The following is a 12583-nucleotide window of genomic DNA, read 5'->3' as shown; positions in this document are numbered from 1 at the left end:
TCCTTGCGAAAGTCCAACATGACAGCATCGCCTTCGTCGCATTCGGCCCTGGACAAGCTCCTTGAGACGCTGACCCTGGAACGGCTTGAAGACAACCTGTTCCGTGGCCCGAAGGCGACCGAAGGCTGGCAACGCGTTTACGGCGGCTTGGTTCTTGGCCAGGCCGTAGTTGCAGCAGCATCGACGGTCGACGAGAGCCGCCCGATCCACTCGTTGCATGGCTACTTCCTGCTCGCCGGCGATCCCGAACGCGAAATCGTCTACGACGTTGAACGTATCCGCGATGGCGGCAGTTTCACGACCCGCCGGGTCCGCGCCATCCAGCACGGACGCGCCATTTTCTCGATGAGCGCGTCGTTTCACAAGCCGGAGGCGGGTTTCGAGCATCAGTCGAAAATGCCCGACGTCCCCCCGCCCGAGGCCTTGCCGAGCAGCCAGGAACTCCTGCGCGCCGGCAATGGCGATCTGCCTGAAAGCATGCGTTCCTACCTCAGCCGCGACCGGCCGATCGACGTTCGCATTGTAGATGCCTCTCGCTATGCCAGCCGTGAGCCGAGGCCCGCGACGCAATCGATCTGGCTCAAAACCAACGGGCCGCTGAACGGCAATGGCTACATCCACCCGGCGGTTCTGGCCTACGCGTCGGACTTCACCCTGCTCGACACGGCTCTGGTCGCCCACGGCAAGCTGCTGTTCGACAGCGACATCCAATTGGCGAGCCTCGACCACGCGATGTGGTTTCACCGGCCGTTCCGCGCCGACGACTGGCTTCTCTACGTCCAGGACAGCCCCAGCGCCTCTGGCGCACGCGCCTATTGCCGGGGCGCGATATTCAATCGTCAGGGGCAACTGGTTGCGTCTGCAGTCCAGGAAGGACTGATGCGCCCCAGAGAAACCGCATTCCTGCCCAAATAGCGTTCAATCGGCCCAAAATGCACAATTTCTGTGCTTACTTTGTGTGCTGAACGCGCGCCGGATCTGCGGGCTGATAAATTTTTCGTTGTCTAATCAACATCTTGAGTGAGCGCTGCGGAACTGGCACGCGTCTTGACTCCCTACGTCGCGAAGTCTGCTTCCCGGCGTGGGGATGAGACTGTTTTGTCGATCACCCGGTCACGGCCGGTTCAAAGAGAAAAGGGGGCCCTATGAAGCTCATTACCGCGGTAATCAAGCCGTTCAAGCTCGAGGAGGTCCGCTCGGCGCTGACCGATCTCGGTCTGCAGGGCATGACCGTTACTGAAGTCAAAGGCTACGGCCGCCAGAAGGGCCACACGGAAATCTACCGCGGTGCCGAGTACGCGGTGAGCTTTCTTCCCAAGATCAAGATCGAAGTCGTCGTGCCGGGCGCACAGGTGGACAAAGCGCTCGCTGCGATCCAGCGCGCCGCAAAAACCGGTCAGATCGGCGACGGCAAAATCTTCGTTTCGCCGATCGAGCACACCGTCCGGATACGGACCGGTGAATCCGACGACGACGCGCTCTGAAGCCCAGGATTTCGCTTTTTAGACGTCAATCAGGGAGCACACACATGGAGTTTCGAACTATAGCGCGGTACGCAGGGGTCTTGGGGGCCCTCGGCGCCATTGCGCTTATTATCGACCCGGCGTTGGCCCAGGACGCAGCGACGACTGCTGCTCCTGCGGCTCCCGCCGCGGCCGCAGCGGCGCCACCGGTGCCGAATAAGGGCGACTCCGCCTTTATGTACGTCGCATCAGTCCTCGTTCTTCTGATGACGGTGCCGGGCCTTGCATTGTTTTACGGCGGATTGGTCCGCTCGAAGAACATGCTCTCGATGATGATGCAGGTGTTCGCAACGCTCTGCCTCGTCGCGATTCTTTGGGTGCTCTACGGGTACTCCATGGCCTTTACCAATGGCGGCAACCTCAACGACTTCGTTGGCGGTTTCTCCAAAGCCTTCTTGAAGGGCGTCGATTCGAACTCGCTCGCCGCCACCTTCTCGAACGGTGTCTACATTCCTGAATACACCTACATCATCTTCCAGATGACGTTCGCGTGTATCACGCCGTGCCTTATCCTGGGCGCCGTTGCCGAGCGTCTGAAATTTTCGGCGATGCTCGTGTTCATGGCGCTCTGGGTAACGTTCATCTATTTCCCGATCGCGCATATGGTCTGGTACTGGGGCGGTCCGGATGCGTTCGGTAATGCAGCCAAGGCCGTTGCGACCGCAACGGGCGACGCAAAGGTCCAGGCGCAAGCGGCTCTCGACGCCGTGCTGAAGGACGCAGGCATCGGCTTCCAGTGGGGCGCGCTCGACTTCGCTGGCGGCACCGTCGTTCACATCAACTCAGGCATCGCCGCACTCGTCGGCTGTCTGATCCTCGGCAAGCGCATCGGCTACGGTAAAGAACCCATGCCTCCGCACTCGCTGGTGATGACGATGATCGGCGCCGCTCTCCTGTGGGTCGGTTGGTTCGGCTTCAACGTTGGTTCGAACCTCGAGATCAACCAGTTTGCAGGCGTTCCGTTCATCAACACGTTCATCGCGACCTGCGCAGCAGGCCTCTCGTGGACGCTCATTGAGTGGATCGCGAAAGGCAAGCCGTCGGCACTCGGCATGGCGTCGGGCGTCGTCGCTGGTCTCGTGGCGATCACGCCGGCTTGCGGCTTCTCCGGCGTCATGGGCTCGATCATCCTCGGCCTCGTCGTCAGCCCGATCTGCTTCTTCTTCTGCTCGGCAGTTAAGGGAGCGCTCGGTTACGACGACAGCTTGGACGTCTTCGGCGTCCACTGCATCGGCGGCATCGTCGGCGCAATCGGCACGGGCCTTCTCGTCAATCCGGATTGGGGTGGAGCCGGCATCGCTGACTACATCTCGAAACCCGGCGAGATGACTTCTGGCACCTACGACATGGCCGCTCAGGTGATCACCCAAGCGAAGATGGTCGGCTTGACGCTCCTCTGGAGCGGCATCGGCTCCGCCATCCTCTTCAAGCTGGTTGATATCGTTATCGGTCTTCGCCCGTCGGAAGAGAAAGAGCGCGAAGGTCTCGATCTCGTCGATCATGGCGAGAGCGCCTACCACTACTGATTCACGCATTTCCCGTGGCTCTGAAAAGGGCCGCGGGATCTCTCCTCCCGAGCACGCGTCTCCACCTAGACGTGCTCAACCTTGGGCCCGGCGCTTCGAGCATCGGGCCCTTTTTTATGTCTTCAAATTGAAACGATGACTTCGGATCCGCGCGGCAGCATCGAAATCAGCCGCCTCAGATCCTTCGGCCGCAGCGCGATGCAACCCTCCGTCGGCTTGAAACCATCCCGCGCGATGTGCATGAAAATGGCGCTGCCGCGATTGCGCACGCGCGGTGCATCGTTATAGCCGAGCACCACCACGACATCGTAGAGCCGGTCGGAGCGCCACAGACGCTCGGCACTTGCGGGATAGGGCAGCTTGACCGGACGATTGTAGTTGCGGTCGAAGGGGCTGTCGCACCACCCGTCATTCGGATGAATTGCATAAACATCGAGCGCCGTGCGCGGTCGCCGCACGTCCGGCCGATAGAGCGCATAGCGCACCGCAAACCGCCCCGTCGGCGTTGCGCCATCCCCTTCCCGCTTCAAAACCTTGATGCCGCCGAACCCCAATGCGCAGGGCGCGCTGAACTGGCCGAACTGCAAGCGGCCTTGCCGCGAGGCCCGAGACAACGCCCTGACGAAGAGCCTTGCCGCCGGTTTGGGGCCGCTCTGAGAGACGCTTCGGGCGCGCCGTCGACGGGTCTTCGAAGCCGCCATTCAAGGAACCAGCCATTCCCCTTGCCTGTTTGCTTCGAGACCCTATGTTGCCCCCGCGCGCGATGCTAGTGTTCCACGCTAAAAGCAAGCCAAGAAACTGGAGCCCCGTCCATGAGCACGGCCCGAAAGGTCCTCCTCGTCGACGACGATGAAGATCTGCGTACGTCGTTGAAAGATCAACTCGTCCTACACGATGAATTCGAGGTGTCGGAAGCCGCGACCGCGAGCAAAGGAATAGAAGCCGCAAAGACAGGCCGTTTCGATCTCGTTGTTTTCGATGTCGGACTGCCGGACATGGACGGCCGCGAGGCCGTGAAGCTGCTTCGCAAATCGGGGTTCAAAACGCCGATCGTGATGTTGACCGGCAATACGTCTGACGCCGATCAGATCTTGGGGCTCGATGCCGGGGCGAATGATTACGTTCTGAAGCCCTTCAAGTTCGCTGTCCTGCTTGCGCGCATTCGCGCTCAGCTCCGCCAGCATGAGCAGAGCGAGGATGCTGTCTTCGCGATCGGCAGCTACACGTTCAAGCCCGCATCGAAACTTCTGATCGATCAGACCGGCAGCAAGATCCGCCTCACGGAGAAAGAGACATCGATCCTGAAGTATCTATATCGCTCCGGCGACAAGGTCGTCTCGCGGGACGTCCTGCTGCACGAAGTGTGGGGCTACAACGCCGGCGTCACCACGCACACTCTCGAAACGCACATCTATCGGTTGCGTCAGAAAATCGAGAAAGATCCTTCCAACGCCGAGCTGCTGATTACCGAGAGTGGTGGCTACAAGCTCGCTCCTTAGGCGAGTTGCATTAGCCTTTCGGGAAGCACATCGACCGCGTATCCGTTGCTAATCGGATGCATCCACAGGCCCCTTCGCCGTTTCGACCGGCGATTGTTTCAGGGACCGACGAGTCGTGTTTTAAATTTCCCTCGCATGCGGCCAAGCCACGTCGCTGGCGCGTTCAATCTGTCCTGTCGGCATGGAGTTCAAGAACGATGGCTATCGACGCCCTCGTCAAACCGCTTTTGGCGTTACCGCTCTTCCAAGGTCTAACGCCGTTGCAATTGACCGAGATCGTTCGGCGCGCGGAACGCATCATCTATCGGCCTGGCGATGCCATCATCACCGAGGATGAACCGAGCGACGCGGCAATCGTCATCGTCTCGGGCACCAGCGTGCGCATCAACGATCATCGCGACGTTCCGCAAAACTCGCGCGGCGAAACGCTCCCCGAAGGCGTGATGATCGCGGAACTGGCGATGTTCATCGAACTCGTGCACACGACGACGGTAATCGCGCAGGGCCAAGTGAAAGCATTGCGCCTCACGCGGCAGAAAATGCACGAACTGATGGAGGAGGACACCGAGCTCGCGCGGCATTTCTCCTCGTGCATCACCACGCGACTGAAGCTATTGGCGAATGACATGAAAGCTGTTGATACGATCATGGAGCGTGCAACAATCGCCCCACAGCTACCTCAGGTTCGTCCTAATCTCCCCGTCGAAGCGCACCCAGGCTGACGCCTGACAGCACCTCACGCTAATCGCAGCGTTTGAGCGCGGACGATCTTGTCCAAATCTTGGCAAGAAAAAGGGCCGGAAACTGGGGGCTGAAAAAGAGTGCGCCCAGTCCCGGGGGGAGGAACTGGGCGCTATGCGCTTGTCGCGCTCGGCACCGGGAGGGAAGCCGGTACCAGAGGCAGCGTCTTCGGCTAGACGGGGGGCACTACCGAATACAGGGTGACGCCACCTGCATGACTGGACTTAAGCGCAAGCAGAAAGAATTCAATAGTGCCTGCGCGGGCACATCACGAAAATGTGATCACGAAGTTGAGTTTATCCACAGGTTGGGTATTGCGTCGCGTCAAAAGCGCAACAACCTGATTTGCCTCGGAAAACTCAGAAAGGGGTCGACTTTTTGGGCCCAAGCGGTTGAATTTTAAATAAATTCCCATCGAGTTCATCGCTTTTGACCAGCTGCGATAACTCGATTCGGGTGGCTTGGCCTTGCGGATCGGTTGTCACCCATTCCTTCAATTCCAACGCCGGCTTGGTCGCGAGAAACAGTTTTATCTTGCCCGGAGAATTGGGGTCTTTGTCCTCAAGCGAGAGGACAATGAGGTCGTCGGCCTGCTGCACTTCGATGATGCGCGCATCGCGAATGAGATCGACGTCTTTACGCAGCAACAACCGGAAAGGCGTTTGATCGAGAGACACCCGATCTTCGTTGTTCAAATCGAGATCTTGAATGGCAAGGTTCTCGCCGTCCGAAACGATGACTTGTTTCGACGGAAGAGCGTAATCGAAACGGAAGCGCCCCGGTCGCTTGACGAAGAACTTCCCCTTCATCCGCTTGTTCTCGGCGTCCGTCTGAACGAACTGGCCCTTCAAACTCTGGATCGACTGGAAATATCCGCTGACCTGCTCGACGAGCTTCGTCTGATTCGCATCGAGCGTGATGCCGTCGGGGCTATTCGCCGGCGAAACCGCTCCCGTCCAACCCTTGACGGCCGTCGTGGCCGGATCCGCGGGCTTGGTTGCGTTGGCCGGCGGATTGACGATCGTATTCGTCGGTCCGTCCGGATCCTGCGCCGTGGCTGCTCCGATCGAGGCGAGGGCAAAGCCCACCGACAAGGCGCCTACGCGCAGAATTTCGCTCATGAATCGTCCCATCGTGGCCCCCCAAAGCCCCGAAGCCCCATAGCGGGGCTCTGTACGCAGATTACGGTTTCGGCAAAGATTGCGTCCAGAACTAGGCGGAAACGCTAATGCATTCGTTGCCTACGGCGAATGACGTGTCACAGGCAAGCCGCGAGAGGATTGACGCGGCGATTATCCTCAGTTGCGGCGCCGCGTGTTGTCGATGTCACGCCGCAGCGTCGGTACCGCCGCCGCGCGGAACGAGAATTTCGCGCTTCCCTACGGAATTCGCCGCAGAAATAAGCCCTTCGCGTTCCATGCGCTCGATCAAATCCGCCGCCCGGTTGTAACCGATCGAAAGCCGGCGTTGCACATAGCTCGTCGACGCCTTGCCGTCCCGAAGCACGATGGCGACGGCGCGATCGTAGAGGTCGTCGTCACTCGCTTCCCGAACCCCGCCCGCAACGTCCGACGGCGGCGGCGCATCCGTGATGCCCTCGACGTATTTCGGTGATCCCTCTTGTCTCAGCGCTTCCGCAAACGCCACGACTTCTTCGTCGGTGACGAATGCGCCGTGCACGCGCACGAGCTGCCCTGCCCCGGTCGAGTAGAGCATGTCGCCCTGGCCGAGCAGCTGCTCTGCGCCCTGCTCGTTGAGAATGGTGCGGCTGTCGATCTTCGAAGTGACCTTGAACGAAATGCGCGTCGGGAAGTTCGCTTTGATCGTGCCCGTGATGATGTCGACCGAGGGCCGCTGCGTTGCCATGATGAGATGGATGCCGGCGGCGCGTGCCATCTGTGCAAGACGTTGCACCGAGGCTTCGACTTCGCGACCCGCAACGATCATCAGGTCCGCGAACTCATCGACGATGATGACGATGCGCGGCAGCGGCTCGAGATCCATTTTCTGCGTCTCGAACCGCGCCTGGCCTGACTTGTCGAATCCCGTTTGAACCGTGCGCGACAGCATCTCGCCGCGCTTCTTCGCGTTGCGCACGCGATTGTTGAAGACATCGATATTGCGGACCGAAAGCCCGGCCATGCGCTTGTAGCGCTCTTCCATTTCGCGCACCGCCCAATTGAGCGCGGCGACGGCCTTGTGCGGATCGGTGATGACCGGCGTCAAAAGGTGCGGAATGCCGTTGTAAACCGAAAGCTCGAGCATCTTCGGATCGATCATCAGCATGCGGCAATCGTCGGGCGAATGACGATAGAGAAGCGATAGTACCATCGAATTGATGCCGACCGACTTGCCGGACCCCGTCGTGCCCGCGACCAACAGGTGGGGCATGCGCGCGAGGTCGGCGACGACCGGATCCCCGCTGATCGATTTACCGAGCCCGAGCGGCAAGCCCGCGCTTTCCGCCTTGAACGCGTCGGCTTCGAGAATCTCGCGCAAAAGCACGGTTTCGCGGCGCGTGTTCGGCAATTCGAGACCAATGGCATTGCGGCCGGGCACGACGGCGGCGCGAACGCTCGCGACACTCATCGAGCGCGCGATATCTTCCGCAAGACCGATGACGCGCGATGACTTCGTACCGCGCGACGGCTCGAGCTCGTAAAGCGTCACGACCGGACCGGGACGGATATCCTTGATTTCGCCTTTGATGCCGAAATCCGCGAGCACGTCTTCGAGCAGACGCGCGTTTCCGCGCATGACGGTCTGCGACAGCTCCGGACGCGGCTTCTGAGCGCCGGGCCGCTTCAGCATATTAAGAGACGGACGTTTCCATTGAGGTTGCACGCGTGCCCGCGCCATACCCGCAAGAAGCCCATTGCTCTGGGTTGCAGCTGGCTTCACCGGGGGCGTGGGCTTTTGCGGCTGAGGCGCCGCCGTCGCTGCCGGAATAGGCGGCGGCATGACCGGAGGCGCCCGGTCGGACGACCGATCCGGAGACCTGTCGTAATCCCGGCCTGCGGAAGCGGGCGCAAAGCGCGCTGCGATCTCGCGGCTGGAATTGTCGATGCTGTCGTCGAAATCGAACTCGCGGTTGAGGATGTCGTCCGTGGAATGATCGCGCGGAACGTCCGCCTCACTGGCTCCCGAATTGATGCCAGCCCGGTCAAAGTCTTGCCCGGCACCATGCATCTCGTCGCGAGGTGAAACGTTGAGCGACACATCGGAATGGGCGTCGGCATCGGTATCCCGCCGCGGACCCGCCGTGCGTTCCGGATTGAGATCGAGCGTCCGCGTCGGCGCATCGGCATACGCATCGAGCGAAGAATAGGTGTCAGCCGGTCCCGCGGGCTCCGAGGATCGCCCGAACCAGCCCTTTCGAACGCGGGCAGCACCGGCCATGACAGTCGGAGCGATCGCCGCCGCCTCTTCCCAGCGCCGCTTACTTGTCGCGTAACGGAGACCGGAACTCAAAGAGCGCAGCAACGACTTGAAGACAACCTCGGGCTCGAACCCGATCGCTTTGCCGGATGTCTGGATCGCCGCGGCCATGAGCACGCAGCCTGCCGCGAGCGGAGCCCGCTCCTCGTTCAGCATCGAAAAGATTTTGAGTGCCAAATGATAGACGCCGTCGCCCAGAAGCCCGCCGTAGCCATGACGGAGCGGCCACCCGCTCATCATCGGCAGAGCAGAGATCGCCCCTGCAAGCGCCAAAATCGAAAGCGGATAAAAGCCGAGCTTCACGCGGCCTTGATCGACGCGCTCGGATCGGAGCATCTCAATTCCCCAAACGACGGGAGCAACGAGCGCGATGACCGCTCCGAAACCCAACATCTGGAAGAGAAGATCAGAGATGATTGCGCCGACCGGCCCCGCGAAGTTGCGAGCGGCAACGGTCGTCGTGTGGGTCAGGCTCGGATCGAGCACGGACCACGACACAAGACTGACCCAGATGAGCGCCGTCGAGCCGAGCAAAATTGCCCCGCCAAAGCGGCCTATCCAGCCTAACAGCCGGTCCTCCAGAGACTGCGGAAGCAGACGCTGAGGATCCAATCCACGCGTATCAAGCGACATGACGGCGAACGTACTCTTTAACGCAGCACGGAAATCGTGCGTTCGAGCGCTTCCCGGATCGTCGTGGAGTCTTGGACCATGGCGACGCGAACATAGTCCGCGCCGGGGTTGGTGCCGTCCCTTCCCGTCTGAGCCAGAAAGCTGCCGGGAATAACCTTGACGCCTGCACGTTGCCATAAGGTTACCGCCGCCTGAGCGCCGCCACCGAATTGGCTCAAATCAAGCCAGAGACAGAAGCCGCCCGCGGGGCGCCTATAGCCGTAACGGTCACCTAACACGTTGTCTGCAATAAGAAATTTGTCTCTGTAAGCCGCTCGAGAGGCCTCAACATGAGCCTCGTCGCGCCAAATGGCGGCGGAGGCATGTTGTACCGGCAGCGGCACGGTCGGAGCGCACATATTCCGAACCTCGCCGTAGGCCTCGAGGAAAGTCTCATCTCCAGCACAAAAGCCGGATCGAAGCCCCGGCAGGTTCGAACGCTTGGACAGCGAATTGAAAACCACGAGATTGCGAAAGCGCTCAGGCGTCTGGATCGCGACTTCGAGACCGCCCGTCGGCGGGGCCTCAGTATAGATCTCCGAATAGCATTCATCGAGAAACAGCATGAAGTCGTGCGCGCGTGCGAGTTCGAGCGCCTTCAGGATGTAGCTGCGATCTGCAACCGCGCCCTGCGGATTGGCAGGCGAGTTGATGAAAAGCGCTGCCGTTCGGGCGAGCAGGCTCTTGTCGCGCGCAATCTCATCGAGATCCGGAAGGAAGCCCGTCGCCTTCGTCGCGTTGAGATACACGGGCTCCGCGCCGACCGCCAAAGCGCCCGCGACGTAGGCCGAATAATAGGGATTGCACATCAGGATCGCGGGACATCCCTTGATCTCCTTGCGCCCGACGGCCGGAAGACACGCGAAGAACAGCCCTTCCCGCGAGCCGCTGAGCATCAGCACTTCCCGCTCAGGATCGACCGACGATGGCAATGCGTAGCGCTTCTGAAGCCACTCGGAAATCGCGAGCCGTGCATCCGCGGCGCCGCGGATCGGCGGATATTTCCCGTAAAGCGCCGTCGCCTCGTCGAGCTTCGCGGCGATGAAATCCGGCATCGCCTCGCGCGGTTCGCCGATCGTCAGCTCGATGGGCTTCGCATGGCCGGACGGAATTCCGGCCAGAAGCTTCCGAAGCTGCGTGAAGGGCGACGAAATCGCGCCGGATGTGAGAGAGGAAAGCGGATGGCTCATCAGCGGACAGTACAAGCTGCGTCTAAGCCGCTATCGCACGCTCGCGCGCCAGATGGAAGCGCGAAGCGGGAAGCGCGGCAACGCTCACGACCTGACATTCGCGAGGCTGCGCGATGCGGGCGCACCGAATATCCGGCGAAATTCGTGCGCAAAGTGCGGCTGATCGTAAAAACCTGCTGCATGTGCGGCGGTCGTGAAGTTGCTGCCTGCGACGACTTCCGAAACGGCGGCCCGCATCCTCGCCCAAGCGGCGTAGCGGCGATAGGAAACGCCGGTCTCCTGTTTGAAGAGATGCTGAAACCGCGACATTGAAAGGCCGGAGCTTCGAGCGGCATCGGCGACGCTGGGCGGACGTGTGCCCTCGGCGTCCATTTCGCTTTTGTGGCTCTCCTGCACCGCCATCGCTTCGACGGCCCGCGCCACGCGAACGTCGATTGTGCGGCAAGCTCCGCCCTTCGAAAATTCGATAAGGTCAGCCACGGCTTCATGCACCCATCGAGGACTTCCCGCATCCTCGTAGATCAACCGGAGCAGGCTGAGATCCGACTGCTGTCCGATCAGCGCGCCATGTTCTTCGCGCGTTTGCTGGATGAGTGCAGCAAGCCCCTCGGCAGTGGTTTCAGTGGGCTCGACATAAAGAACAGCCAACGGATGGCCGCCCGCATCGAACTCATACGCGTCTCCGGCGCGGATGATCGCGGCCCGGCAGGAAAACCAGCCGCCGTCGCCGAGCTTCAACCGAAAGTTATCGTAGAGTCCCGCGAGAAGCACTGAAGCGCTGTGACTATGCAATGCATTTCGCCGCAAACAACCGGCGAAAAGCATCCGCCCATCCCCGACATGCCACAACGGCTTGAGGCCCTGGTCCACGCCCGTAGCAGGTTCGTACAAGCGCTCGTCCTCTCTCCCGGTCTAGCTTGGCCCGACTGGCTTTAACACCTCCGTAGGACGCCGAAATGTCGAAGACAACCGCAAATGAAATCTCGGGCAAAGAGCCCGCCGCGCTGAACTTCGACCGCCGCAAGCTTCTGACAGCAGGCCTCGGTCTCGCCGCGATGCCCGCCCTTAGCCTGTCGACGGCATCACGCGCCGAAGCCTCGGCCGCATTGCTCGGCGGTTGGCAGCCGAAATTCTACCGGTTCAAACTCGGCGATTTCGAAATCACGACGATTTCGGACTCGGAAACCTTCATCGACGGACCCTTCCCGCTCATTGGCGCAAACGCCAACGAGGCCGACGTTCGAAAGTTGATGCGCGACAATCTCCTGCCCGAACAAAAATATCAGCCCGGCTTTTCTCCGACGCTCGTCAACACGGGGAAGGAAATCATCCTGATCGATACGGGAAACGGCTCCAACGGCTTTGTCCCGCGCCCGAATGGTGGCTGGCTTGCAGCCCAACTCGCACCGGCCGGATTCAAGCGCGAAGATATCGACATTGTTCTGCTGAGCCACGGCCACCCCGATCACATCGGCGGCGTCATTGAGAACGGCGAGCCGCTTTTCCCGAACGCGCGGTATGTCATTGGCGGCATCGAGCACGAATTCTGGGCCCCGGAAGGCAAATTCTCGGGCGACATGGAAAAGTTCGCCAGCGTCTATCGAGCCAACACGAAACCGATCGTCGGCAAGTACACATTCATAAAACCCGGCGACGACATCGTGACCGGCATTCGCGCCGTCGAAGCCTATGGCCACACCCCCGGACACCTCGCCTACATGATCGAGAGCGGCGGCAAATCGATTTTATTCTGGGGCGACTGCGCCCACCATCAGGTGGCATCGCTCGCGCATCCCGAATGGCACTGCGTTTTCGACGCCGACAAGGAGCAGGGTGTCGCGACGCGGCGGCGCATCTTCGATATGGCCACAACGGATCGGCTTCCGGTCATCGGCTATCACATGCCGTTCCCGTCGATAGGGTATGTGGAGACGATCGCGCCGGGCAGCTACCGTTGGCTCGCCCACACCTATCAGCTCAACCTCTGACGCGAC

At 60.7% G+C, this 12583-nt stretch carries 11 protein-coding genes; 6 read left to right on the top strand and 5 right to left on the bottom strand.

The genetic code is table 11. The features are described 5' to 3' along the window. The first annotated feature begins 18 nt into the window (after nucleotides 1–18). The 3 genes from tesB (at nucleotide 19) to K2Q04_RS12710 (ending at nucleotide 3049) form a co-directional block, all read left to right on the top strand. Nucleotides 19–915: an acyl-CoA thioesterase II gene (tesB, locus tag K2Q04_RS12720; protein WP_291164215.1), complete on the top strand. Its 897-nt coding sequence runs from the start codon at nucleotides 19–21 to the stop codon at nucleotides 913–915. 230 nt (nucleotides 916–1145) lie between these two features. Continuing rightward, nucleotides 1146–1484, top strand: a complete 339-nt coding sequence (locus K2Q04_RS12715) for a P-II family nitrogen regulator (RefSeq protein ID WP_013950212.1) — start codon at nucleotides 1146–1148, stop codon at nucleotides 1482–1484. Between the two features lie 44 nt (nucleotides 1485–1528). Then, nucleotides 1529–3049 (top strand): ammonium transporter, encoded by a 1521-nt coding sequence (locus tag K2Q04_RS12710; protein ID WP_291164212.1) that lies wholly within the window; start codon nucleotides 1529–1531, stop codon nucleotides 3047–3049. A 122-nt stretch (nucleotides 3050–3171) separates the two neighbouring features. On the opposite strand, the gene K2Q04_RS12705 is transcribed toward K2Q04_RS12710, so the two are convergent. Next, nucleotides 3172–3636, bottom strand: a complete 465-nt coding sequence (locus tag K2Q04_RS12705; protein WP_291164209.1) for a L,D-transpeptidase family protein — start codon at nucleotides 3634–3636, stop codon at nucleotides 3172–3174. A 225-nt stretch (nucleotides 3637–3861) separates the two neighbouring features. Here K2Q04_RS12705 and K2Q04_RS12700 point away from each other — a divergent pair, with 225 nt between their 5' ends. Both K2Q04_RS12700 and K2Q04_RS12695 read left to right on the top strand, forming a co-directional pair. Beyond that, nucleotides 3862–4548 (top strand): response regulator transcription factor, encoded by a 687-nt coding sequence (locus K2Q04_RS12700; RefSeq protein WP_045834737.1) that lies wholly within the window; start codon nucleotides 3862–3864, stop codon nucleotides 4546–4548. 197 nt (nucleotides 4549–4745) lie between these two features. Then, a complete protein-coding gene (locus K2Q04_RS12695) occupies nucleotides 4746–5270 on the top strand; it encodes a cyclic nucleotide-binding domain-containing protein (protein WP_291164206.1) in 525 nt (174 codons plus the stop codon). A gap of 378 nt (nucleotides 5271–5648) precedes the next feature. Here K2Q04_RS12695 and K2Q04_RS12690 read toward each other — a convergent pair whose 3' ends face one another. The 4 genes from K2Q04_RS12690 to K2Q04_RS12675 all read right to left on the bottom strand — a co-directional run bounded on the left by K2Q04_RS12690 (nucleotide 5649) and on the right by K2Q04_RS12675 (nucleotide 11381). Further along, nucleotides 5649–6410, bottom strand: coding sequence for an outer membrane lipoprotein carrier protein LolA (locus K2Q04_RS12690; RefSeq protein ID WP_291164203.1), 762 nt, complete (start codon nucleotides 6408–6410; stop codon nucleotides 5649–5651). A gap of 205 nt (nucleotides 6411–6615) precedes the next feature. Beyond that, a complete protein-coding gene (locus K2Q04_RS12685) occupies nucleotides 6616–9360 on the bottom strand; it encodes a DNA translocase FtsK (RefSeq protein ID WP_291164200.1) in 2745 nt (914 codons plus the stop codon). A gap of 17 nt (nucleotides 9361–9377) precedes the next feature. Then, nucleotides 9378–10589: an aminotransferase class I/II-fold pyridoxal phosphate-dependent enzyme gene (locus K2Q04_RS12680; protein ID WP_291164197.1), complete on the bottom strand. Its 1212-nt coding sequence runs from the start codon at nucleotides 10587–10589 to the stop codon at nucleotides 9378–9380. Between the two features lie 84 nt (nucleotides 10590–10673). Beyond that, the gene (locus K2Q04_RS12675) at nucleotides 10674–11381 is read right to left on the bottom strand and encodes a helix-turn-helix transcriptional regulator (RefSeq protein ID WP_291164194.1); all 708 of its coding nucleotides are present in this window, start codon (nucleotides 11379–11381) and stop codon (nucleotides 10674–10676) included. Nucleotides 11382–11545: 164 nt separating this feature from the next. Here K2Q04_RS12675 and K2Q04_RS12670 point away from each other — a divergent pair, with 164 nt between their 5' ends. After that, nucleotides 11546–12577, top strand: a complete 1032-nt coding sequence (locus tag K2Q04_RS12670) for an MBL fold metallo-hydrolase (protein WP_291164191.1) — start codon at nucleotides 11546–11548, stop codon at nucleotides 12575–12577. Nucleotides 12578–12583 lie beyond the last annotated feature (6 nt).

It is taken from the genome of Hyphomicrobium sp. (assembly GCF_019753045.1).
Classification (GTDB): Bacteria; Pseudomonadota; Alphaproteobacteria; order Rhizobiales; family Hyphomicrobiaceae; genus Hyphomicrobium_B.
Note: the sequence above shows the minus strand (reverse complement) of the source record. Positions and strands in the feature narration are given on the sequence as shown.

Bases quoted from the DNA above. Each gene is read 5' to 3' on its own strand.
- K2Q04_RS12670 (WP_291164191.1), top strand. From the start codon at position 11,546: ATGTCGAAGACAACCGCAAATGAAATCTCGGGCAAAGAGCCCGCCGCG.
- K2Q04_RS12700 (WP_045834737.1), top strand. From the start codon at position 3,862: ATGAGCACGGCCCGAAAGGTCCTCCTCGTCGACGACGATGAAGATCTG.
- K2Q04_RS12680 (WP_291164197.1), bottom strand. From the start codon at position 10,589: ATGAGCCATCCGCTTTCCTCTCTCACATCCGGCGCGATTTCGTCGCCC.
- K2Q04_RS12715 (WP_013950212.1), top strand. From the start codon at position 1,146: ATGAAGCTCATTACCGCGGTAATCAAGCCGTTCAAGCTCGAGGAGGTC.
- K2Q04_RS12690 (WP_291164203.1), bottom strand. From the start codon at position 6,410: ATGAGCGAAATTCTGCGCGTAGGCGCCTTGTCGGTGGGCTTTGCCCTC.
- K2Q04_RS12685 (WP_291164200.1), bottom strand. From the start codon at position 9,360: ATGTCGCTTGATACGCGTGGATTGGATCCTCAGCGTCTGCTTCCGCAG.
- K2Q04_RS12695 (WP_291164206.1), top strand. From the start codon at position 4,746: ATGGCTATCGACGCCCTCGTCAAACCGCTTTTGGCGTTACCGCTCTTC.
- tesB (WP_291164215.1), top strand. From the start codon at position 19: ATGACAGCATCGCCTTCGTCGCATTCGGCCCTGGACAAGCTCCTTGAG.
- K2Q04_RS12710 (WP_291164212.1), top strand. From the start codon at position 1,529: ATGGAGTTTCGAACTATAGCGCGGTACGCAGGGGTCTTGGGGGCCCTC.